At 72.1% G+C, this 22,261-nt stretch carries 21 protein-coding genes; 8 read left to right on the top strand and 13 right to left on the bottom strand.

Annotated elements, in window-relative coordinates; translation table 11 throughout:
* Window positions 1-28: 28 nt before the first annotated feature.
* Complete coding sequence (locus ACTOWY_RS11530; protein WP_441309597.1) at window positions 29-1,690, bottom strand: hydantoinase B/oxoprolinase family protein; 1,662 nt, start codon at window positions 1,688-1,690, stop codon at window positions 29-31.
* Window positions 1,687-3,732: a hydantoinase/oxoprolinase family protein gene (locus ACTOWY_RS11525; protein ID WP_441309596.1), complete on the bottom strand. Its 2,046-nt coding sequence runs from the start codon at window positions 3,730-3,732 to the stop codon at window positions 1,687-1,689. Before ACTOWY_RS11525 ends, ACTOWY_RS11530 begins: the two co-directional genes overlap by 4 nt.
* Window positions 3,733-3,984: 252 nt before the next feature.
* Here ACTOWY_RS11525 and ACTOWY_RS11520 point away from each other — a divergent pair, with 252 nt between their 5' ends.
* Both ACTOWY_RS11520 and ACTOWY_RS11515 read left to right on the top strand, forming a co-directional pair.
* Window positions 3,985-4,542, top strand: coding sequence for a phosphoribosyltransferase (locus ACTOWY_RS11520; protein WP_441309595.1), 558 nt, complete (start codon window positions 3,985-3,987; stop codon window positions 4,540-4,542).
* A 259-nt stretch (window positions 4,543-4,801) separates the two neighbouring features.
* Window positions 4,802-5,584 (top strand): Tat pathway signal sequence domain protein, encoded by a 783-nt coding sequence (locus tag ACTOWY_RS11515; RefSeq protein WP_441309594.1) that lies wholly within the window; start codon window positions 4,802-4,804, stop codon window positions 5,582-5,584.
* 59 nt (window positions 5,585-5,643) lie between these two features.
* Here ACTOWY_RS11515 and ACTOWY_RS11510 read toward each other — a convergent pair whose 3' ends face one another.
* Window positions 5,644-7,344, bottom strand: a complete 1,701-nt coding sequence (locus tag ACTOWY_RS11510) for a fatty acyl-AMP ligase (RefSeq protein ID WP_441309593.1) — start codon at window positions 7,342-7,344, stop codon at window positions 5,644-5,646.
* A gap of 8 nt (window positions 7,345-7,352) precedes the next feature.
* Window positions 7,353-9,065: a fatty acyl-AMP ligase gene (locus ACTOWY_RS11505; RefSeq protein ID WP_441309592.1), complete on the bottom strand. Its 1,713-nt coding sequence runs from the start codon at window positions 9,063-9,065 to the stop codon at window positions 7,353-7,355.
* Between the two features lie 192 nt (window positions 9,066-9,257).
* On the opposite strand from ACTOWY_RS11505, the gene ACTOWY_RS11500 reads away from it, so the two are divergent.
* The gene (locus tag ACTOWY_RS11500; protein ID WP_441309591.1) at window positions 9,258-10,544 is read left to right on the top strand and encodes a beta-ketoacyl-[acyl-carrier-protein] synthase family protein; all 1,287 of its coding nucleotides are present in this window, start codon (window positions 9,258-9,260) and stop codon (window positions 10,542-10,544) included.
* Here ACTOWY_RS11500 and ACTOWY_RS11495 read toward each other — a convergent pair.
* Window positions 10,528-11,145: a LuxR C-terminal-related transcriptional regulator gene (locus tag ACTOWY_RS11495; protein ID WP_441309590.1), complete on the bottom strand. Its 618-nt coding sequence runs from the start codon at window positions 11,143-11,145 to the stop codon at window positions 10,528-10,530. The two genes, ACTOWY_RS11500 and ACTOWY_RS11495, sit on opposite strands and share 17 nt — an antisense overlap.
* Window positions 11,146-11,324: 179 nt before the next feature.
* On the opposite strand from ACTOWY_RS11495, the gene ACTOWY_RS11490 reads away from it, so the two are divergent.
* Window positions 11,325-12,368 (top strand): AraC family transcriptional regulator, encoded by a 1,044-nt coding sequence (locus ACTOWY_RS11490; RefSeq protein WP_441309589.1) that lies wholly within the window; start codon window positions 11,325-11,327, stop codon window positions 12,366-12,368.
* Here the strand turns inward: ACTOWY_RS11490 and ACTOWY_RS11485 are convergent.
* Window positions 12,350-13,609: a TolB family protein gene (locus ACTOWY_RS11485; protein WP_441309588.1), complete on the bottom strand. Its 1,260-nt coding sequence runs from the start codon at window positions 13,607-13,609 to the stop codon at window positions 12,350-12,352. The two genes, ACTOWY_RS11490 and ACTOWY_RS11485, sit on opposite strands and share 19 nt — an antisense overlap.
* Before the next feature lie 142 nt (window positions 13,610-13,751).
* Between ACTOWY_RS11485 and ACTOWY_RS11480 the strand changes: the two genes are divergently transcribed.
* On the top strand, window positions 13,752-14,228 hold the full coding sequence (locus tag ACTOWY_RS11480; protein ID WP_441309587.1) for a GNAT family N-acetyltransferase: 477 nt from the start codon (window positions 13,752-13,754) through the stop codon (window positions 14,226-14,228).
* A gap of 4 nt (window positions 14,229-14,232) precedes the next feature.
* On the opposite strand, the gene ACTOWY_RS11475 is transcribed toward ACTOWY_RS11480, so the two are convergent.
* Window positions 14,233-14,475: a hypothetical protein gene (locus ACTOWY_RS11475; protein WP_441309586.1), complete on the bottom strand. Its 243-nt coding sequence runs from the start codon at window positions 14,473-14,475 to the stop codon at window positions 14,233-14,235.
* Window positions 14,472-14,804 (bottom strand): hypothetical protein, encoded by a 333-nt coding sequence (locus tag ACTOWY_RS11470; protein WP_441309585.1) that lies wholly within the window; start codon window positions 14,802-14,804, stop codon window positions 14,472-14,474. The genes ACTOWY_RS11475 and ACTOWY_RS11470 overlap by 4 nt, the downstream gene beginning before the upstream one ends.
* A 69-nt stretch (window positions 14,805-14,873) precedes the next feature.
* Between ACTOWY_RS11470 and ACTOWY_RS11465 the strand changes: the two genes are divergently transcribed.
* Window positions 14,874-15,494 (top strand): ABC transporter ATP-binding protein, encoded by a 621-nt coding sequence (locus ACTOWY_RS11465; RefSeq protein WP_441309584.1) that lies wholly within the window; start codon window positions 14,874-14,876, stop codon window positions 15,492-15,494.
* The gene (locus tag ACTOWY_RS11460; protein WP_441309583.1) at window positions 15,491-16,732 is read left to right on the top strand and encodes a hypothetical protein; all 1,242 of its coding nucleotides are present in this window, start codon (window positions 15,491-15,493) and stop codon (window positions 16,730-16,732) included. Before ACTOWY_RS11465 ends, ACTOWY_RS11460 begins: the two co-directional genes overlap by 4 nt.
* Before the next feature lie 16 nt (window positions 16,733-16,748).
* On the opposite strand, the gene ACTOWY_RS11455 is transcribed toward ACTOWY_RS11460, so the two are convergent.
* Window positions 16,749-18,212, bottom strand: coding sequence for a dolichyl-phosphate-mannose--protein mannosyltransferase (locus ACTOWY_RS11455; protein ID WP_441309855.1), 1,464 nt, complete (start codon window positions 18,210-18,212; stop codon window positions 16,749-16,751).
* A 156-nt stretch (window positions 18,213-18,368) separates the two neighbouring features.
* On the opposite strand from ACTOWY_RS11455, the gene rsmI reads away from it, so the two are divergent.
* On the top strand, window positions 18,369-19,223 hold the full coding sequence (gene rsmI, locus ACTOWY_RS11450; protein WP_441309582.1) for a 16S rRNA (cytidine(1402)-2'-O)-methyltransferase: 855 nt from the start codon (window positions 18,369-18,371) through the stop codon (window positions 19,221-19,223).
* On the opposite strand, the gene ACTOWY_RS11445 is transcribed toward rsmI, so the two are convergent.
* From ACTOWY_RS11445 to ACTOWY_RS11430, 4 genes are read right to left on the bottom strand one after another with little or no spacing between them, the layout of a single operon-like run.
* Entirely contained in the window at window positions 19,224-19,595 is a 372-nt protein-coding gene (locus tag ACTOWY_RS11445) for a hypothetical protein (protein WP_441309581.1), read from the bottom strand. It lies immediately after the preceding gene.
* Window positions 19,596-19,652: 57 nt separating this feature from the next.
* Window positions 19,653-20,669: an ABC transporter ATP-binding protein gene (locus ACTOWY_RS11440; protein WP_441309580.1), complete on the bottom strand. Its 1,017-nt coding sequence runs from the start codon at window positions 20,667-20,669 to the stop codon at window positions 19,653-19,655.
* Window positions 20,666-21,466 (bottom strand): ABC transporter permease, encoded by an 801-nt coding sequence (locus tag ACTOWY_RS11435; protein ID WP_441309579.1) that lies wholly within the window; start codon window positions 21,464-21,466, stop codon window positions 20,666-20,668. The genes ACTOWY_RS11440 and ACTOWY_RS11435 overlap by 4 nt, the downstream gene beginning before the upstream one ends.
* A complete protein-coding gene (locus tag ACTOWY_RS11430) occupies window positions 21,459-22,253 on the bottom strand; it encodes an ABC transporter permease (protein ID WP_441309578.1) in 795 nt (264 codons plus the stop codon). The genes ACTOWY_RS11435 and ACTOWY_RS11430 overlap by 8 nt, the downstream gene beginning before the upstream one ends.
* Between the last annotated feature and the right edge of the window lie 8 nt (window positions 22,254-22,261).

Genomic DNA, 22,261 nt, shown 5'->3' with positions numbered 1-22,261 from the left:
CCGGATCGGCTTGTCTGCCGGAAAGTCCTCAGTGGACGCCGTACACCTCTTGTGCGTGCTCAGCGGTCAGGTGACCGTCCAGCACATCCGCCCGGACCGCTTCCGGCGCGCGTTTGTCCGCCGCGCCGAATCCGCCGCCACCACCGGTGACACAGCGGACAACATCGCCCGCGCGTAAATGCAAACCGTTGCATTTCAGCATTCGCTGTTCATCGGCGCGACCCGGATTGATCGTCACCTCCGGGGGTTCGGCGGGATTACCGCCAAACAATCCCCAGGCCGGAGTCACCGAGCGCTCGAACCAGAGCGAGACCGTGCAGTCGGCGAGCACGATGTACTCGCGCAGCACCCCGTTGCCACCGCGCCAGCGACCCGCGCCGCCGGAGTCCGGCCGGATCTCATACCGGGTGATCCGCAGCGGGAACCGGCTCTCCAGCACCTCGATCGGCATGTCCCGCAGCGAGCCGTTCACGTTGTTGATCAGCGCGCTCTCCCCGTCGCTGCCCTGCCAGCCGCCCCAGCCGCCGACGGTGGCCTCCTGGCTGACGTACTCGCGGCCGGTGCGCGGGTCCACGCCCGCGTACATCACGATCATCGAGTCGCCGTGGCTGGCCGCGGCCACCCGGTCCGGCAGCGCGGGCGCCAGGGCCATCGCGACCAGGTCGATGAGCAGGCCAAGGTGGGAGAAGTACCACTGGCAGGCCGCCGGGGCCTGCGCGCCGAAGACCGATCCTGGCCGCACCTGCACGGTCAGCGGCCGGAACGAGCCGCCGTTGCCGGGCACGTCCGGGCTGACCAGCAGCTTGTAGCCGACCCGGCAGGCGGAGACGGTCTGCGCCGCGCCACAGTTGATCGGGCCCACGGTCTGGTCGGCGGAATCGCGCACGTCGAAGTCGAGGGACTCGCCGGCGACGGTGACGGTGAGCCGGACCGGGATCGGGGTGGCCAGATCGATGCCGTCGTTGTCCAGGAAGCCTTCCGCGCGGTAGACGCCGTCCGGGATGGCCCTGATGACCTCGCGTTCCAGGCGTTCGGTCTGCGCGAAGATCTCGTCCCTGGCCGCGCGCACGGTGGCCAGGCCGAAGCGGGCCACGATCTCGGCCAGCCTGCGCTGACCCATCTCGATGGTCGCGGTCATCGCGCGCAGATCGCCCGCGGTGGGGTAGGGGAAGCGCACGTTGGTGGTGATGGTGTCGATGACGTTGTGCACCGGGACGCCGCCGTCGAGCAGTTTCTGCGGGCCCAGCCGCAGGCCCTCCTGGAAGATGGTCACCGAGTCCATCGAGCCGCCGGGGTCCTTGGAGCCGACGTCGATCCAGTGCGCGCGGGTGGCGGTGAACCCGGCCAGCTCCGCGCCGACGAACACCGGGCCGAACAGGGTGACGTCGTTGAGGTGGGTGCCCGCCAGGTAGGAGTCGTTGAGGATCCAGACGTCGCCGGGTTTCCAGGCGTCCCGGCCGAAGCGCTCCTCGGTGGCCCTGGTGCAGATCTCCAGGTTGCCCAGGAAGATCGGTAACCCGGCGGACTGGCCGAGCACCTGGTGCTCGTCGTCGAGCAGGGCGACCACGCAGTCCCCGCACTCGTAGATCACCGGGGTGTAGGCGGAGCGGATCAGGGTGGCGTTCATGTCCTCCGCGGCCGCCGCCAGGGCGTTGCGGATGATCTCCACGGTGACCGGGTCGACGGTCATGGCTGGTCCTCCCTGCGCACCACGAGCGAGCCGAGCGAGTCCACGGACAGGGTGAATCCCGGTGGCACCACAGTGGTCGCGGTGTCCTCCAGCACGATCGCCGGACCGGTCAGCGCGTGCCCGGCGGCCAGCGCGGCGCGCTGCAGGATCGGGGTGTCCCGCCAGGCGCCGTCGAAGAAGACCGGGCGTTGTCGTTGCGGCCCAAGGGGTTCGGTCGCCGGGTCGAGTTGTTCGGGGGCGGCCCGGCCGAGGTCGCCTTGCACGGTGGTGCGCAGCGCGACGAACTCGATCGGCGCGCCGGGGTTGGCGTGGCCGTAGCGGGCCTGGTGCACCTGGGCGAACCGCTGGGCGACGGCGGCGAGGAAGTCCGGCTCGGTGGGTTCGGTCGCGCTGAGCAGGGGCACGGTGAGGGTGTATTCCTGTGCGGCGTAACGGATGTCGGCCGAGTGCGTGCTGCGCCGGGCCGCCTCCGGGACCTGTTCCTGCGCCAGCCAGGCCAGCCCGGTGCCTGCCATCGCGGACAGGCGGGCGGACATGGCCGCGCCGTCCAGGTCGGCGTCCAGCCGGAAATGCGGTTCGACCAGATCGCGGCGGATCTCGGTCTGCAGCATGCCCCAGGCGGAGAAGGCGCCGGGGAAGCGCGGCACCACGACCTCGCCGATGCCCAGCTCGCGGGCCAGGAACACCGCGTGCATCGGGCCCGCGCCACCGAAGGCGACCAGGGTGAACTCGCGCGGTTCGATGCCGCGGGAGACGGTGATGGTGCGGATCGCGCCCGCCATGGTCGCGTTCGCCACCGCGCACACGCCCTCGGCCATCTCCGGCGTGCCCAGGTCGAATTCCGCGCCCAGCTTGGTGATCGCGGCCTCGGCCAGTTCCGGGCGCAGGGTCAACTCGCCGCAGGCGAAGGAGCCGGGTTCGATCCGGCCGAGTACCAGGTTGGCGTCGGTGACGGTGGGCTCGCTGCCGCCGTTGCCGTAACAGGCCGGTCCGGGCGCGGCTCCGGCCGAGCGCGGGCCGACCCGAAGGCCACCTGCCTCGGTCCAGGCCACCGAGCCGCCACCGGCGCCGACGGTGTGGATGTCCACCGCGCTGAGCAGCATCGGCAGGCCATCCAGCCGGATCTCCGGGGTGATATCAGGCCGGCCGTTGATGACCAGGGAGACGTCGAAGGAGGTGCCGCCCATGTCCACGTAGATCAGGTTGTCCCGGCCCAGCGCCGCGGCCAGCGCGACCCCGCCCATGGTGCCGCCGACCGGGCCGGAGAGCAGGGTCTGCAACGGGCGTTCGCGGGCGGAGTGCGCGGAGATGATGCCGCCGGAGGACTGCATGACGTGCAGCGGCGCGGCCACCTCCTGTGCGGCCAGGTCGCGGGTGAGGCCGCCGAGGTAGTCCCGCACCACCGGGCCGATGTAGGCCTCCACCACCGCGGAGGAGGTGCGCTCGTACTCCCGCCACTCGTTCGCGCTCTGGTGGGAGAGCGAGATGGCGAAGTCCACGCCCAGCTCCTCGCGCAGGATCTCACCGGCGCGCAGCTCGTGCGCCGGGTTGGCGTAGCCGAACAGGAAGGACACCGCGACCGCGCCGAAGCCCTCCGCGCGCACCCTGGCCGCCGCGGTCCGCACCACCTGTTCGTCCAATGGGGTGAGTTCTGCGCCTTCCTGGTCGATCCGGCCGGGCACCGGCACGATGTCCCGGCGGGGCACCAGCGGCTCGGGTTTGCGGTACTGCAGGTCGTACATCCGGGACCGGGGACCGCGCGCGATGTGGTAGACGTCGGCCGCGCCTGCCGAGGCCAGCAACAGCACCCGGACGCCGCGCCGCTGCAGCAGCGCGTTGAGCCCCTGGGTGGTGCCGTGCACCAGGAAGCCGACCCCGGACAACGGATCGACCACCGTGTTCAGCGCGTCCAGCACCCCGGTGGCCAGCTCACCAGGGGTGGTCGGGCGCTTGCCGACCCGGTACCCGCCGGTCTGCTCGTCGTAGGCGACCACGTCGGTGAACGTGCCGCCGATGTCCATGGAGACCCGGAGACGACCCATGGCGGTGAACCTTAGTGAGAGCGCGTTCTTCCAGGCTGTGCAATCGGACCAGCTGTGGGCCGACGGGCAGGGCAGCCTGCATATGCGGGAATAGGAGACCCTGATCACGCCCAGACATCCCATGACTAGCCCGGCGCACAGTCGGCCTGGTCCCAGGTGTGCTCGCTGCCCAATCCGGCTCTCGCGCCCTGTCCCTACAGTTCGACCGGTGAGCAGGCGCCTCGGTGCGAGGCAGGAGGAGGTCGGACCGCCATGACGACCCTGGAGGAGGTTCCCGCCCCGGGCGTGGACTTCCAGGCGTGCCAGATCTTGTGCCTCGACCTTCCCTCCGACGTGCCACCGGCCAGGGTGGTGCACGAGCTGGACGGGGTGGCCCATCCGGTGGAGCCGTCCCGGCTGCTGGCCGTGGGCCACGCGCTGTGGCAGAGCTGGCTGGGCGATCCGCACCACGACCGGCCGGACGTGCTGCTGGGCTTCGACACCAGCGGGATCGTGCCCACCCTCGCGGTGGCCATGGCCTCCGGTCTGCCGTACCACCTGGCCTGGAAGCTGGACACCGAACGGCACGGCGTGCCGCGGCGGCGCAGTGCGGAGATCTTCACCTACGGCAGGCTGCAGGGCCGCCGGGTGCTGATCGTCGATTCCGCGCTGACCCACTGCCACGCGATCGGCAGCCTCATCTCGGTGCTGCGGGACGAGGCCGCGGATGTGGTCGGGGTGGCCGCGCTGACCGAGGACGCCGACGGCAGCAGCCGGATGCACATCGAGTCCACCGGCGTTCCCCTGGTCTCGCTCACCAGGATGCGCTGAACCGACCGCGGTCTGCCCCGACGGGGAATGGGGTCAGGCCGCACCCGGTGTCTGGGGACCCCCAGCTCCTGGCACCGGCGTCACACCGTCCGTGGGTCCCGCGCTCACGCGCGCTGACCTCCCCACAAGCGGGGTGCGGGTCCACGGGCGGTGCGTTCAGAACCGTGAATCGTTGACAGTCTTTTCCTTGTGCCGTCAGCATGTAAGCGCTTACTCAGGGTCCGCCGCCATCCCTGACGACGGAACTGAGGAGAAGACCGTGAGCAACGCACGCGAAGTCAGCCGCCGCACCGCGCTGTCCCTGTTCGGCGGCGCCGCCGCGCTCTCCCTGGCCGGTCCCAGCGCGCTGGCCGCGCCACTGGCCTGGCAGCAGCGCTGGGCGCCGGTGCCCAGCCGGGACGGGCTGGGCGCGTTCGAGGGGGTGGAGGACGACCGGGCGAACTCGCACCCCGGCGTCAAGCACATCTACGCCTCGGGCGATACCTACCGCTTCGACATGCACAAGCGGGACCGGGACACCTCCACCGACCGGCAGCGCAACGAGGTCCGCGGCATGCGCAGCGGTGGGGCGAACGTCGACCTGTTCAACGGCCAGACCTGGCGGTTCACCTACTCGATGTTCATCCCCAGCTCGCTGAAGGCCACCACCAGCTTCACCCACATCATGCAGACCAAGATGCCCGGCCTGGGCTCCGCGCCGGTCACGGTGATGTCGTTGCGGCGCAAGGGCACTCGCTCGACCATCGAGTTCAAGGTGTGGGAGGGCGACGTGACGGTCGGGGACACCGACCTGGCGCCGTTGCAGAACAGGTGGATCGACACCGAGGTGGAGATCAAGGTGGGCGACGGCAACGGCTCGGTGCGCTGGGTGCTGCGCAACGGCGGCGCCACCGTGCTGGACGTGCGCAAGTCCAATGTGGACACTTGGCTGGGTGACCGGCTGCGGCCCAAGTGGGGCATCTACCGCTCGCTCAGCGACGCGGCCAACATCAACGACACCCACCTGCTGCTGCGTAATCTCAAGGCGTACCAGCAGGTCTGAGCGGACGGGACGCGCCGGTTGCCCAGGCCGGCGCGTCCCTTGCCCGCCCACCGGGCGTTCTAGAGGGCACCCGCCAGGAAGCGGGTGCGGCATTCGGCGCGCTGGATCTTCGCGCTGGCGGTGAACGGGAGCGTGCCGGGGGCGAGCAGCCGCACGGTGCCGGTGCGCAGGCCGTGCTCGCCGTGCACCGCGGCCCGGATGGCCAGGTCGATCTCGGCGGGTGGCACCGGTCCGTCTGGCGCGATCTCGGCCAGCACCACCAGGTTCTCCCGGCTGCCGTCGTCCACCGAGAACGCGCAGCAGCCGAACTCGCGCACGGCAGGGTGGCTGGCCGCCACGGTGGCCTCGATGTCCTGCGGATAGTGGTTGGCCCCGGCGATGATGATCACCTCCTTGGCCCGGCCGGTGACGAAGAGCTGGCCGTTGTGCCGGAAACCGAGATCGCCGGTGCGCAGGAACAGCTGCCCTGGCCGGGCGGGCACGGTGGCGGCGAAGGCGTCGGACTCGCCGGAGTTGTGGTACCCGGCGGCCACGCCCGGTCCGCGCACCAGGATCTCGCCGACCCGGTCCGGACCGAGTTCCGCGCCGCTGTCCCGGTCCACCACGCACACCGTGCTGTCCGGGTGCACCTGCCCGCAGGCGGTGAGCACCCGGCCGCCGCGCACGACTGGCCGGATCAGGCCCTCGGTCAGCGCGAGCGTGTCCACCCGCAGCCGCACCGGTCCACGTCCGGCCGGGCCGCCGGTGACCATCACGGTGGACTCGGCCAGGCCGTAGCCCGGCAACAGCGCCTCGCGGCGGAAACCGCAGTCGGCGAAGGCCTCGGCGAAGTCGTCCAGGGTCTCGGTGCGCACCGCCTCGCCGCCGACCAGGGCCACCTCCCAGCCGCTGAGGTCGAGTTGGGCCCGCTGGTCCGCGGTGATCCGCCGGGTGCACAGCTCGAAGGCGAAGTTCGGCGCCGGACTGTCCGCCCGGTCCAGGCCGGAGATGGTGCGCAGCCAGGTGCTCGGGCGCTGCACGAAGGTCAGCGGCGGCAACAGGATCGCGTCGTGCCGGGCGTAGAGCGGCAGCAGGACGCTGCCGACCAGGCCCATGTTGTGGTGCAGCGGCAGCCAGGAGACCACCGGCGGCCGGGGCGCGCCGAAGTCCTCGCTGGGCCTGCGGGTGTTGTCGCACAACAGTTTCAGGTTGGCCAGCACGGTGCGGTGGCGGATCACCACGCCCTTGGGATCGCCGGTGGAGCCGGAGGAGTACTGCAGGTAGGCCACCGAGTCGGCGGTGATCGGCGGCGGGGTCCACTGCCCGGCCAGGTCGAGGTCGATGCCGTCCACCGCGAGCGCGGTCAGCCCGGCCAGCGCACCCCGGCGCAGCAACCCGTTCAGCGCGGCCAGTCTGTCCATTGTGGACATCAGGATGGCCGGGGCGGCGTTCCAGGTGATGGACTCGACCTTGGACAGTTTGAGCGCGTGCCGCTCCGGCAGCAGTTCCGGCGCGGGCACCGCGATCATCCCGCCGTAGAGGCAGCCGAAGAAGGCCAGATGGAACGCAAGCCCCGGCGGGAAGCTCAGCAGCACCCGGGAGCCGGGCGGGGCCAGCTGGGTCAGCCGCCTGCCGACCGCCCGCGCGGCCACGTCGAGCTGGGCGAAGGACACGCTGTCGGTCTCCACCTCGCCGTCGGCGCGGAACCGGAACCGGTGGTTGCCCGCGCGCTCCGCCCGGTCCCGGCCCAGTTCGACCAGGGTGCTGAACTCGGTGTGCATCACGGCCCTCACTTCGGTCCGGGGGTGACTACGGGCAGCACGCCGCGCAGGTAGCGGGCCCGGCATTCGGCCCGGCGCAGCTTCGCGCTGGTGGTGTACGGCAACGCACCGAGCGGTGCGGGCACCACCGCGGCCAGGTCCAGGCCGTGCCCGATCCGGATCGCGATCCGCACCGCCTCGGCCACCGCGGCCGGGACCACGCCCGCGGACCGGCCGAGTTCGGCCACCAGCACCACGCCCTCGGGGGTGGCGAAGGCGCAGCACCGGTTGCCGCGGATGGCCGGATGAGCCAGGCCGGCGGTGCTCTCCAGGTCGTACGGGTAGTGCTGGCGGCCGTCGGCGATGATCAGGTCGCCGACCCGGCAGGTGGCGAAGAGCTGGCCCTCCCACAGGAAACCGAGGCTGCCAGTGCGCAGGAACGTGCCGCCGTTGCGGCCGGGCACGCTGACGCCGAACGGGGTGGCCGCCGCGCGCCGGGTGTCCCAGTAGCCCTGGCCGATGCTGGGCCCGGAGATCAGGATCTCGCCGAGGACGTCCGGCGGGCAGGGCGCGCGGGTGGCCGGGTCGACCACGGCCACCTCCAGCCCGGCGCGCACCTGGCCGAGCCCGACCAGCCGCCGGGCCAGCCTGCCCCGTCCGGCCACCCTGACCTGGCCCTTGGCCAGCGCGGCCGCGTCGAAACCGCGGATCATCGGCGGTGGCTCGACCGGTCCGCCACTGACCATCACGGTGGACTCGGCCATGCCGTAGCTGGGAAAGAAGGCCGAGCGTCGGAACCCGGCGGGCGCGAACCGGCGGCTGAACTCCTCGATCGTGCTGGCCCGCACCGGTTCGTCGCCGATCACCGCCAGCCGCCAGGAGCTGAGGTCCAGGCCCTCGGCCGCGCCGGCCGGCACCCGGCGCAGGCATTCCTCGTAGCCGAAACCCGGCGCCACGCTGATCGCCGCCCGGTGCTCGGAGATGGCCCGCAGCCAGCGGACCGGCGCGGCCACGAAGGACTGGGAGGACATCAGCACCGAGCCGAAGCCGAGGTAGACCGGTTGCAGCACCCCGGAAACCAGGCCCATGTCGTGGAAGACCGGCAGCCAGGACACCACCGGCGGCAGCGCGTCCAGGTCCTCCTCGGGGCGGGAGCCGTTCGCGGTGATCAGGGACAGGTTGTGCAGCACGTTGCGCTGGGTCAGCACCACTCCGCGCGGGCGGCCGGTGGTGCCGGAGGTGTACTGGAGGTAGGCGATGCTGTCGCCGGTGATCTCCGGCGGCTGCCAGCCGGTGGCCGCGCTGTCCGGGATCTCGTTGGTGGCCAGGGGTTTCGGCCGGTGCTCGGGTGCGGTGTCGGCGAGCAGCGTGTCGGCTCGTGGTAGAGCGTCCACTGTGGACAGTAATAGATCGGGGGCACAGTCCGCGAAGATGGCCCGCAGCCGCAGGTGGCGGGCATCGCCGCGGGTGCGCACCGGTGCGGGCGCGGGCACCGGGACCAGTCCGGCGTAGAGGCAGCCGAAGAACGCGGTGACGAAGTCCAGGCCCGGCGGGTAGCCCAGCACCGCGCGGCTGCCCGGCGCCGCCCGCCCGGCCAGCACCGCGCCGATCGCCCTGGCCCGCAGGTCCAGTTGGGCGCAGGTCAGGGTCTGGGCGGGTGATCCGGTGTCGTCGAGGAAGGTGAACTGCCGTTGTTCGCCTCGCCGGGCCGCCTGGGCCCGGCACAGTTCGACCAGCGTCATGGACAACTCCAGTTCTGTTCGTGGCTGCCTCGACGGTATTTCCCGGCGGAATCGCGCGGAATCGGTCGCCGGGCTGGCTGGGAATAGGCGTACTGGCCGATCCAGGTCAATCCGATGGCCACTGCCGGGGTCACGCTGGAATTCACTAGCTTCGGGGCCACTCGCCATTCGTTTTCCTCGAAGGAGCACCCGATGTCGCACGGCGGTTCCGTCTCCGAGTTCATCGAGTTCTCCCTCGGCCACCGGCTGCTGCCGGAACTGGCCGCGGGCCCCGAGGTGCTGGTCACCGGGCTGGGCATGACCACCCCGCTGGGCGGCGACGTGGCCGAGACCTGGCAGGGCCTGCTCGACGGCGGCTCGCCGGTGACCGCGCTGGCCGAGGACTGGGCCAGTGACCTCCCGGTGCGGCTGGGCGCGCGGCTGCGCCGGGAACCCGACGCCGAGCTGGGCCGGATCGAGCTGCGCAGGCTGGACCGCTGCCAGCAGCTCGCCCTGGTCGCGGCCAGGCAGGCATGGGCGGACGCGGGCCGGCCCGAGGTCGATCCGGAGCGGTTCGCGGTGGTGCTGGGCACCGGCCTCGGCGGCGGCCGGACCCTGCTGGACCAGCACGAGGTGGTGGCGGCCAGGGGCCCGGACCGGATCTCGCCGTTCGCGGTGACCATGTTGATGCCCAACGGTTCCGCCGCCGCGGTCAGCCTCGCGCTGGGCGCCCGCGGTGGCGCGCACGCCCCGACCAGCGCCTGCGCCTCCGGGGCCGAGGCGGTCGCGCTGGGCCTGGCGATGATCAGGGCCGGGCGGGCGGACGTGGTGCTGGCCGGCGGCACCGAGGCGTGCGTTGGCCGGTTGTCCATCGCGGCCTTCGCCCGGATGGGCGCGCTGTCCCGGCGCAACCACGATCCGGCGGGCGCGTCCCGGCCGTTCGACCTGGGCCGGGACGGGTTCGTCATGGGTGAGGGCGCGGGTGCGCTGGTGCTGGAACGCGCCGAGTTCGCCCGCGCCAGGGGCCACCGCGGGCACGCCAAGCTGGCCGGGGCCGGGATGAGCGCGGACGCGCACGACATGACCGCCCCGGCCCCGGACGGGCAGATCAGGGCGATCCAGGAGGCCCTGCACAGCAGCGGGCTGAGCAGGCAGGAGGTGACGCACGTGAACGCGCACGCGCCCGGCACCCAGGTCGGCGACCGGATCGAGGCCGCCGCGGTGCGCTCCGCCGTGGGGACCCATCCGCTGGTCACCGCGCCGAAGTCGATCACCGGCCACCTGATCGGCGGGGCCGGTGCGGTGGAGGCGATCTGCACCGTGCTCAGCGTGCGCGAGGACCTGGTGCCGCCCACCCGCAACCTGGACAACCCCGATCCCGAGGTGGGTCTGGAGATCGTCACCGGCGCGCCCAGGCACACCCCGGTGCCCGCCGCGCTGTCCAACTCCTTCGGCTTCGGCGGCCACAACGTGGTGCTGGCCTTCACCAAGGCGGCCTGACCAGGCCGAGCCGGTGCGCCAGCAGCGCGGCCTGCATCCGGTTGGCCAGGCCGAGTTTGCCCAGGATGCGGGAGACGTGCGTTTTCACCGTGGCCGCGGCCAGGTACAGCTCCGCGCCGATCTCCCGGTTGGACCGGCCGTCGGCCAGCGCCCGCAGCACCTCGGTCTCCCGCGGGCTGAGCGTGCTCAGCGCCAGGTAGTCCTGGCTGTGCGCCGGGAGATCGAGGTGGTCCAGCACCAGCTGGGTCACCGAGGGGGAGACGAAGCTCTGGCCGTCCCCGACCGCGCGCACCGCGTAGACCAGCTCGGCCAGCCCGACGCTCTTGCGCAGGAAACCCCTGGCCCCGGCGGCGAACAGGCGGAACAGGTGTTCCTCGGAGCGGCCCAGCGCGATGATCCCGGCACCGCCAGCGGCCTCGGTCACCGCGTGCAGGAACTCCGGTTCGGCGTCCACCAGCACCACCTCCGGCCGGCAACGGCCGAGCAGGCGCAACGCGGCGGTGTCGGCCCGGCATTCGGCCACCACGGCCAGGTCCGCGGTCGCGCCCAGCACGTGCCCGAACCCGCGGCGCACCACGTCCTCGTCGTCGACGAGCACCACTCGCCGGATGTTTCCGGAAATCGCCGGTAATGAAGTCTGTGTTTCCATGCGCTTTTCTCCCGTCAGTATTCGAGCCGCGCGCAAACGTCACTGCTCCATTCGGCGGCGACTCCCTGGCGGCCGAATTCCGGATACACTTCGCCGGGTCGGCTGCCCTTTCGACGTTAGGGAGATCGGCCGTGTCGGCCAGTGGCCTTGCCGGACAGGATGCGGACTTTTTCGGCCAGCCCCCGGCCGCGCGGCGCGGGCTGGCGGGCGTGCGGGCGTTGCTGGAGGTGGGCGCCGAGCACGGCGTGCCGCCCGCGGACTGCCTGCGGGAGAGCGGGGTCGCCGAGTCCGCCCTCGGTGACGGCGCGGCCCGGATCCCGGCAGGAGCCGAGCTGCTGGTGGCGCGGAACCTGGTGCGCGCCACCGGGAATCCGCCCGGACTCGGCCTCGCCGTTGGCGGCAGGTTACGGCTGCCCAGCTACGGCGTGTGGGGCTTCGCCATGCTGGCCAGCGCCACCCTGCGGGAGGCGGCGGTGCTGGGCGTGCGGCACCTCGGACTGACCTACGCGCTGGCCGGGATCGGCGTCCGCGAGGTGGCCGACGAGGTGCTGATGACCGTGGCCGATCAGGCGTTGCCGCCGCCGCTGCGCCGGTTCGTGGTCGAACGGGAACTGACCGCGGCCCGCGCCATCCTCGGCGCGGTGCTGGGTGAACCCCTTGTGCCGCAACGGGTCGAGCTGCGCTTCAGGCCAGCCGAGGCCCCGTATGCCAGGACGCTGGGCGCGCCGGTGGTCTTTGGTGCGCGGCACAACGCGCTGATCGCGCAGCGCGGGCTGCTCGACCGCAGGCTGCCGCAGGCCGACGGCCGCACCCGGCGGGTGTGCGAGCGGGAGTGCGCCGCGCTGCTGGCCAGTCTGGGTGGCGGGGCCACCGCGGACCGGGTGCGGGCCCGGCTGCGCGCGCACGCCGAGGGCGTGCCGGAGATGCCGGTGGTCGCGGCCGGACTACACGTCTCCACCCGGACCCTGCACCGGCGGCTGCTCGCGGAGGGCGTGTCCTACCGGCGGCTGGCCGAGGAGATCCGCCGGGTGCGTGCGCTGGAACTGCTGGAGCGCACCGAGCTGGCCGTGACGCAGGTGGCGGCCCGGCTGGGTTACGCGGACGCGGCCGTGTTCACCAGGGCCTTCCGCCGCTGGACCGGGACCACGCCGGGGGCCTACCGGCGCACCAGGTAGACGTCCGGGTGCCTGCCCTCGCCGAGGCCGAGCCGGGCGTGCGAGGCGAAGGCGATGCTGCGCCCGTCCGCGCTCAGCGCAGGCGTGACGGAGAAGCCGTCGGCCTGCTTTCCGTTGGCGCGCAGGCTGATCCGGGTCAGCACGCCGGTGCGCAGGTCCTTGAGGAAGACGTCGTCGACGTTGTTGGTGTCCCCTGGCACCAGGTTCGCCGCGATCGAGGAGAAGCTCAGGTAGCGGCCGTCCGCGCTGATCGTGGGCTGGTAGGGCTGGGCGTCCGCGGCCCGCCCGTCGCTGGCGGTGTTGACCCGGCGGATCTCCCCGGTGCGCAGGGTTTTCCCGAACACGTCCGGGGTGTCCTCGGTGTCGCCGGGCACCAGGTTGTCGCCCCAGGCCACGAAGAACACCTGCCCGCCGTCGGCGGTGATCGCGGGCATCAGCGTGTAGGAGCTGCTCTGCTCGCCGGTGGCGGTGGTGTTCGCCCTGGTCACCACGCCGGTGGCGCGGTCCTTGACGAACATGTCCACGCTGCCGTTGGTGTCTCCGGGCACCAGGTTGGTCGCGGCCGAGGGGAAGACGACGTGCCGTCCGTCCGCGCTGACCGCGGTGCCGTGGTGGGCCAGTTTGTCGCCCTGGGTCCCGTCCGCGGCCACGCTGACCCGTTCGATCCCGCCGGTGCGCAGATCCCGCACGAAGACGTCCGCGACCCCGTTGGTGTCGCCCGGCACCAGGTTGGCCGCGGCGGAGCGGAACACCACGAACCGCCCGTCCGCGCTGATCGAGGGCGCGCCGAAGGTCTCCCCGTCCCCGCCGGTGCTCACCCCGGTGGTGCGGCCGGTGCGCCGGTCGGTGACCACCACGTCCGGCAGGCCGTTGGCATCGCCGGGCACCAGGTCGGCAGCGTCGGTGAGGTAGGCGATGAGGCGGCCGTCCGCGCTGATCGCCGGGGCGTCGTATGCCGGGCCGTTACCCCCGCTGACCTGCGAGGTCAGTCCGGTCCAGGTGTCTCGGACGAAGATGTCCGAGTGCCCGTTCCGGTCGTGCGGGACCAGGTTCGCCGCGGTCGAGGCGAAGGCCACGAAGCGGCCGTCCGCACTCACCGCGGGCGTGCCGGAGCCGCCGTCGGCCCCGCCGCCGAACCAGGCGCGACTGACCACCGAGGCCGGGAGCGCGGCCGAGGCCGTACTGGGGAGCAGGGCGGCCGCGGCGGCGACGGCGAGCACAACTGCGGTACGTGCGGTCACCCGCACATGCGACCATTTCCGCCGGTCGTCGCGACAGGTCCGGTCGGCCGAATTGGAAAGCGTTTACATTCACTGGAGAGGCTGGCGTGTCCCGGTCGGGGCTGGTCATACTCACCCATCCCGAGAGGCTGGGGAGGCCTCGATGGCAATGATGCGTCTGACGGCGTACGAGCGAGCCGATCGCGACGACTGCCTGCGGCTGTTCGACAGCAACGTGCCGCTCTTCTTCGCCGCGAGCGAGCGCGCGGAGTTCACCCAGTTCCTGGACAAGCTGCCAGGGGTGTACCTGGTCGGCCGGATCAACGGCGGACTGGTGGCCGCGGGCGGGCACGCGCCCAACGGCGCCCAGCCGGGCGTGTGGACGCTGTGCTGGGGGATGGTGGAACGACGCAGGCACCGCCAGGGCCTGGGCCGGGCACTGCTGGAGGCCAGGCTGCGGCTGATCGCGGCCGATCCGGATGCGGTCGCGGTCACCCTGAGCACCAGCCAGCACAGCACCGGGTTTTTCGAGCACCTGGGTTTCCGGGTGGAGAAGATCGTGCCGCAGGGGTTCGCCGCGGACATCGACCAGTACGACTTGCGGTTGGACCGGGCGGAGCTGATCGCCCGATTCGGTTAGGCGGTCAGGCCAGCGCGAGCAGGGTCACCGTGATCACGGCCCGGCTCGTGTGCCGGACCCGGACCCGCGCGCTGAAGACCGGCGGCTCGTCGATCCGGTGGCTGGAGTAGTCGTCGCAGTCGAGCAGCTCCGCGCTCCTGGCCCAGCTCTCGATCCGCCCGGTGATGCGCGCGCGGGTGGCCGCGGGCAGCCCGTCCAGGGTCTTGCGCGGTTGGTCCTCGTAGACCACCAGGTAGCCGCCAGTCACAGTTCCCCCCGCTCCAGCTGGAGCCTGCGTACCGACTCCAGCTCCCCGTCCCGCCCCTCCGCGATCAGCCGGGCCGCCCGCTGGTAGTCCTCGTCGTGCAGGTGCACCGCGTGCGCGCCCCAGTCCTGTACCACCGCCACCAGCTCATCAAGCCTGGCCCCGGCCAGCTGCCGCTCGAACTCCGCCAGCGCCTTGGCGGGCAGCAGCCGCCGGATCTCGGTGATGGTGGGGAAGCGACCCACCTCCAGGTTCGCCGGGGTCGGTGGCAGCGGGCCTTCGTAGGGCGGGATGCGTGGTGCGTCCCAGCCGTAGCGGAACTCGTCGGTCATGGCGGCCAGTGTTGCCTTTGCCCCGTTGGCAAGCCATCACTCGATGGCGGATCCCGGTAGCGTGCGGACATGGCGGAGATCGTCGCGGCGGGCCTGGGGGTCCGGGTCGCGCAGCGGTGGCTGTTCCGGGAGCTGGACCTGACCGTGGACCCTGGCGAGTGCGTGGTGCTGACGGGGGCCAACGGCATCGGCAAGTCGACCCTGCTGCGCTGTGTGTACGGCACCCAGCCGGTCAGCGAGGGCCAGGTGCTGGTGGCCGGGGCGCCGCCGGATGAGACCTCGGTGGAGTTCCGGCGTTCGGTGTCGGTGAAGCTGGACGACTCCGAGTTGTTCGCCGAACTCAGCCCGCGCCAGCACATCGACCTGCTGCTCGGCTCCTTCGGCCGTCCGGCCAGTGCCGAGGATGTGCTGGAACTCCTGGAGTACGCCGGACTCGGGGTGTGCGCGGACGTGGCCGCGGCGGCGCTGAGCGCGGGGCAGCGGCAGCGGTTGCTGCTGCTCGGCGCGATCGCCCGGCCGCACGATGTGCTGCTGCTGGACGAACCCGAGCGGGCCCTGGACGTCAACGCGCGGGGCTGGGTGGCCGAGCTGGTGCGGCAGTGCACTGCCGAGGGGGTCGCGGTGGTGGTGGCCACGCACGATCCGAACCTGCGCGCGGCCATCGCGGATCGCACCGTGGAGCTGACGTGACCCGGCTGCTCACCCGCCTGCTGCCGGACGACCGCGCCCTGGGCTGGTTGTTCCTGGCCGCGCTGCTGGTCTACCCGTTCTTCGACCTGGCCGACGTCCGCGTCACCCTGGGCGTGACCACCGGCGCGGCCGCCGAGCCCGCGGTGCTGGCCCTGCTCTGCCTGGCCGCCGCGCTGGCCTGGCGATCACTGAGCCAGCGCGGTTTCCAGTGGGCCAGTCCGGCCCAGCTCACCTGGTCCGACTTCGGGCCCGGGGGCCGGGTGCGCACCCTGGGCCGCCGGATGTGGGCGGCCTGGGCGGCCAGGCTGGGCGGACTCGGTTACCTGTGGGGCCTGGTCGCGCTGGTCGGCGGGCTGTCCGTGCCTGCCACCCTCGCGGGCACCGCGCTCCTGCTCAGCAGCGCCGCACTGGCCGCGGTCCTGGTGTGGCGGCTGCCGACGGAGTTGACCAGCGCGGTCGAACTCGCGCTGCCCGCCGTGCTCGCCGCACTGGCTGTCCTAGCGCTCTGCGGCCTGCTCACCCCGATCCTGCTCGCCGCCGTCGCGGGCGCCTTCCTGACCTTGACCGGCGCTGCCCTGATCGGCGCCAGACGGGCGGCCGATCGCCTGGGCCGGGCCCAGCTGGTCAGCCGCTGGGCCAACCGGGTCATCCGCGGCGTCGCCACCCGCTTCCTGGACGTCCTGCTGCTGCTCCCGGTCGGCGAACCCGTCTCCGCACGCCTCACCCTGCGCCGCCCGGTGCTGCTGCGCCTGGAGCTGGTCCGGCTGCTCGCCCGCCGCCGCTTCGTGCTGCCCTCGCTGCTGCTGGCCGGCCTGGTCGCGGCGGGCGTCGCCTGGGGGCTGTCCCCGGTCTGGCTGTTCGGGCTCGGCGGCTACTTCGCCGTGCTGCCCTTCACCGGCGGCCTCGGCGAGCTGTACCGCAGCGCCGGGCTGCGCCGCTGGCTCGGCTTCGACCGCCGGGTGATCTGGCAGACCTGGGCCGGTCTGCTCACCGCCCTGGTCACGCTGTGGACCGCGGCCGCGCTGCTGCTCGTCCCCGCCGCCCTGACCCCGGCGCTGGCCCTGGTCATCCCGCTGGTCGCGGTGTCGGTGCTGCGCACGGTCGCCCGCGACGCCGCCAGCTACGACACCAGCACCGCCACCATCGAACTCGGCGCCGGGCCGATCCCGGTCGCCTACCTGGCCAACACCTTCCGCGGCCTGGTGCTGCTGCTCTTCGGCCTGCTGCTGCTCGGCTGACTCACTGGGCGGCGGGCTAGTTCCAGGACGGCAGCCAGACCTCGGCCTGCCAGCGCCACGGGGTCACCGAATCGCCGTTGAGGATCGGCCACAGCCAGACGAAGTTGGCGATCACCAGGCCCACGTACAGCGCGACCACCAGCAGCCCGGTCTTGCGCCGTTCCACGCCGTCGCTGGCCTTGCCCAGGATCTCGCCCAGGATCAGCACCAGGCCGAGCACCATGAACGGGGCCATCGGGGTGGCGTAGAAGTAGTACATCTGGCGGTCCAGGTTGGTGAACCAGGGCAGCCAGCCCGCGCAGTAGCCGACCAGCACGGCGGCGTAGCGCCAGTCCAGCTTGCCGAAGGCGCGCCAGATCGCCCAGCCCAGCATCGGGAAGGCCAGCCACCACATGGCCGGGGTGCCGATCAGCTTCACGCCTGCCATGCAGTCGGTGCGGCCGCAGCCGGGCACCACGCCGTTGGACTCCAAGTAGTAGAGCATCGGCTTGAGGCCCATCGGCCAGGCCCACGGCTTGGACTCGTACGGGTGTTTCTCGGTCGGGCTGAGGTTGTTGTGGAAGTTGAGCACCTCGCCGTTGTTGTACAGCAGCGCGCGCAGCGCGTCCGGGATGAAACCCCAGGTCCCGCCCTCGGGCAGGGTGCCGCCGACCAGGTGCCGGTCCACCCCGGTCTCACTGGCGTACCAGGCCCACCAGGTGCCGAAGTAGACCAGCACCGGCACCACCGCGAAGGCGGCGAAGGCCGGGAACAGGTCCCTGGCGATGGTGCCGCGCCAGGGGCGGCGCACCCCGGCCGCGCGGCGGGCGGTGACGTCCCAGAACACGCTCAGCGCGGCGAAGGCCAGCACGAAGAAGGCCGCCGACCACTTCACGCCCAGCCCCAGGCCGAGCAGCAGCACACCGGCGAAGCGCCACCAGCGGAAGCCGAGCCGCGGCCCGTACTCGCTGGCGTTGATCCAGCCCTCGCGCACCGCCACGGCCAGCCGGTCGCGCACGATGTCCCGGTCCACCAGCAGCGCGCCGAAACCGGCCACGATGAACACGGTCAGGAAGATGTCCAGCATGCCGACCCTGGACTGCACGTGGCTGACCCCGTCGGCCACCAGCAGCACCCCGGCCAGCGCGCCCAGCAGCGTGGAGCGGGTCAGCCGCCGCGCGATCCGGACGATCAGGATGATGCACACCACGCCCGCGATGGCCGCGGTGAACCGCCAGCCGAGGCCGTTGTAGCCGAAGAGCCACTCGCCGAAGCCGATCAGCTGTTTGCCCAGCGGCGGGTGCACGATCAGCCGGAAGCCGGGGTTGTCCTCGTAGCCGCCGTTGCGCAGCACCTGCCAGGCCTGCGGCACGTAGTGCTTCTCGTCGAAGACCGGCGTGCCCTTGTCGGTGGGGTGGGCGAGGTTCCAGAACCGCACCAGCCCGCCCAGCAGCGCCAGGGACAGGGTCACCAGCCAGCCGCGCAGGCGGTCGGTCGGCATGGGCGGGCCGAGGCGCTCGGCCGGGTCGTGCACCACGGCGCCACCTGGCGGTTCGGGCGGCGGCGCCTTCTCGGCTGCCAGCCAGCCCTCGTCGGTCGTACGGCCGGCGGCGGGCGGCACCAGAACACTCACGGCGTCGATCGTAGGGTGAGGAGCATGGACGCCCCACCCGGATCGGGTCGATTGGTGCTCGCCGCCACCCCGCTTGGCGAGATCGGCGACGCCTCACCGCGCCTGTCCGAGGCCCTGCGCAGCGCCGATGTCATCGCCGCCGAGGACACCCGACGCCTGCGCAACCTGTGTTCCGCGCTCAAGGTCGAGCCACTCGGCCGGATCGTCAGCTTCTACGAGCAGAACGAGGTGGGCAGGCTGCCCGGCCTGGTCGAGGCCATCCGCGGCGGTGGGACGGTCGTGCTGGTCACCGACGCGGGCATGCCCAGCGTGTCCGACCCCGGCTACCGGCTGGTCGCGGCCTGCGTGACCGAGGACCTGCATGTCACCTGCCTGCCAGGACCCTCCGCGGTGACCACCGCGCTGGCCGTGTCCGGACTGCCCTGCGAGCGGTTCTGTTTCGAGGGCTTCCCGCCGCGCAAGGCCGGTGAGCGGCGGCGCTGGTTCACCCAGCTGGCCAGCGAGCAGCGCACCTCGGTCTTCTTCGAGGCCCCGCACCGGCTGGCGGACAGCCTGGCCGACGCGGCCGAGGTGCTCGGCGGCGACCGGCTGGCCGCGGTCTGCCGGGAACTGACCAAGACCTACGAGGAGATCCGCCGCGGCACCCTCGCCGAGCTGGCCGAATGGGCCGCCGAGGGGGTGCGCGGGGAGATCACCGTGGTGCTCGCCGGGGTGCCGCCGGAGCAGAACGAGGTCGAGGTGACCGCGCTGGTGGAGGTGGTGGAGGAGCGGGTGCGCGGTGGCGCCCGGCTCAAGGACGCCACCGCCGCGGTCGCGGCCAGCACCGGGGTCAGCCGCAAGGCCCTCTACGACGCGGTGCTGCTGGCCCGCAAGAGCTGATCAGCCCAGGCAGACCTTGCGCACGGTGTTCAGGTTCTGCACCGTCTGCTTGGCCCAGTTGCCCAGGTTGACCACACCGTCGACCTTCTCCTTGGCCAGCGAGGTGTAGTGGTCGGCCACCGTGGTCAGCGCGCCCTTGAGGTCGGCCTCGGCCACGTTCTTGGTCAGGTCGATCAGCCGGTCGGCCTTCTCCTTGGCCTCGTTCCTGGTCTGCTGCGGGTCGTCCGGGTTGGGCTGCAGGGTGGCCAGGTTGATCGCCTCGGTGCACACCTTGGCCTTGTCCGCGAACGCGCTCGCCTGCTGGCAGGCGCCGAGCACGGCGATCGCCGGCACCGTGGCGAGAGCGAGTAAGACCAGCCGTGACCTGCGCATCGGAACCCCTCCAGTGGTGGACGTCTTCGGTGGCGCCCAGGCTAGGGAGAGCGGAAGTCAGCCCGCGTCGGTCCCCGGGCTGACCCCGATCTCCTCCGCTGGGTGGACAACCCCGCCCGCGTAGAGCCGCCGGATCACGTCGTCGATGCTGGGCTCCACCACCGAGATGTCGTGCACCGCGGCCCGTTCGGCCACCGCCGCGATCAGCGCGGCCGCGGTGATCCGGTCCCGCCGGAAGACCAGGTGGTGCCGCCTGCCCTCGTTCTCCACCCGGCACCCGGTCACCCCAGGCAGCCCGGTCAGCGGCTCGGCAGGCGCCTCCAGGTCGACCACCAGGGTGCGCTCGCCGACCGCCTCGGTGCGCAGCCGGGACAGCGGTCCGTCGGCCAGCACCCGGCCGTGGTCGATGACCAGCAACCGGCGGCACAGCCGTTCGATGTCGTCCAGGTCGTGCGTGGTCAGCAGCAGGGTGACGCCGCGGGTGGCGTTCAGCTCGGCCAGGAACTCGCGCAGCCGCTCCTTGGACTCCAGGTCAAGGCCGATGGTCGGTTCGTCCAGCACCAGCAGTTCCGGGGCGTGCAGCAGTGCCGCGGTGACCTCCCCGCGCATCCGCTGGCCGAGCGAGAGCTGCCGCACCGGCGTGCCCAGGAAATCGCCCAGCCCCAGCAGTTCCACGCATTCGGCGAGCCGGGTGGCGTGCTCGGCGGCGGGCACCCGGTAGATATCGCGCAGCAGCGCGAAGCTGTCCGAGAGCGGCAGGTCCCACCAGAGCTGGCTGCGCTGGCCGAAGACCACGCCGATCCGCGCGGCCAGCTCCACCCGCCGCCGGGACGGGTCCAGGCCGCAGGTGCGCACCCGGCCGCCGGTGGGAGTGAGGATGCCGGTGAGCATCTTGATCGTGGTCGACTTGCCGGCGCCGTTGGGCCCGACGTAGCCGACCGCCTCGCCGCGCTGCACCGCGAAGGACACCGAGTCCACCGCGGTCACCTCGTGCCGTTCGCTGCGGAACCGGCTGAGCTTGCGGCGCACGGTGAAGGTGCGGGTCAGGTCCTCGGCTTCGAGGTGCGGGGTCATGATCCAGTCCCTCGGTAGTGTCTGACCGCGGCCCGCCACACCAGCGCGGCCAGTCCCAGCGCGAGCACCGCCACCACCGGGCTGATCCAGCCCAGGAAGGCAGGCGTGCCAAGGGGATCGGGCTTGCCGAGCAGGGCGAGCGCGGGGAAGTAGGCGATGAAGGCGGCCGGGATGACGAAGGCCAGCGCGGTGCGCAGCCAGGCCGGGTAGACGGTGATCGGGTACGAGGCGAGGAAGTGCCCGCCGTAGGTGAGGCTGTTGGCCAGGTCCGAGCCCTCGATCAGCCAGAAGCACACCGAGGCCGCCATGATCCACACCGCGCTCATCAGCACCGCGCCCGCGATCGGGGTGATCACCAGCAGCAGTGCGGTGTGCCAGCCCCATTCGATGTCCACTGTGGACACCACATAGGTCAGCACGCCGATGCCCAGGCAGATCCGGCCCAGCCGCCGGAGCTGGAAGTCCGAGACCATGATCTGGCCGAGGCTGCTCAGCGGCCGGGTCAGCACCGAGTCGAACTTGCCGGTGCGCAGGTACTGCGGCAGCCGGTCGAGCTGGCCGACCGCCAGATCGGCCAGGCCGAAGGAGGTGCTGGCCAGCGCGTACATCAGCAGCACCTCGGCGCGGCTGAACCCGCCGAGGTCGGTGATCCGGGAGAAGATCACCAGGATCGCCACCAGCTCGGTGGCCTGCGCGATCGCGTCGCCGAGGCAGGCCATCGCGAAGGAGGCCCGGTAACTCAGCTGCGAGCGGATCTGGGCGCCGATCAGCCTGCGGTACACCGCGAGGCTAGCCACCCTGCACCACCACCTTGCGCACCGCGCCGCGCATGGCCAGCCGCCCGCCGAGGTAGAGGATGCCGAACCAGGCTGCCTGGTAGGCCAACGGGATCAGCGGTGCACCGGCCTCGGTGAACACGTCGATCGGGGCCTGCACCAGGCAGGGGAACGGGGTCAGCCAGAGCACGGTCTGCACCCAGTCCGGGAAGAAGGCCAGCGGCACGATCAGCCCGCCCAGGATCCCGGCGGACATGCCGTAGAGCGACACCGGCCCGCGGTTGTCCAGCAGCCAGAACGCGCTCAGCGCCAACAGGAACCGGGCGCAGAAGCTCACGCCCACCGCCAGCGCCAGGCTCAGCGGGAACAGCAGCCAGGTCAGGCCCTGTCCCGGCCACAGGAACGGGAAGAACAGCGCGCCGAAGATCACCGGCGGCAGGAACCGGGTGAGCACGGCATAACCGGCCCGGCCGAGGTCCTCGGCGAGCAGGGCCAGTTGCAGGTTCCACGGCCGGGACAGGTCCACCACGACGTCCCCGGTGCGCACCCGCTCGCCGATCTCGTGCTGGCCCCACAGCACGACGGTGGCGAGCATGCCCTGCCCGAGCCAGACGTAGGTGGCCGAGCGGGCCGGGTCGTAGCCGGCGATCTCGCGCCGCCCGTCGAGCATGGCGAAGAGCACCGAGACCCGGAGCAGCCCGAAGACGACGTTGGTGAACAGGCCCGCGACGGTGGCCTGACGATAGGAGGAGTAACGACGGAAACCCGCGCCGATCATGCGCGCATAGGGAGCTGCCGAAGAGCGCACGTCCAGCA

It is taken from the genome of Crossiella sp. CA198, from assembly GCF_052078295.1.
Taxonomy (GTDB): domain Bacteria; phylum Actinomycetota; class Actinomycetes; order Mycobacteriales; family Pseudonocardiaceae; genus Crossiella.
Note: the sequence above shows the minus strand (reverse complement) of the source record. Positions and strands in the feature narration are given on the sequence as shown.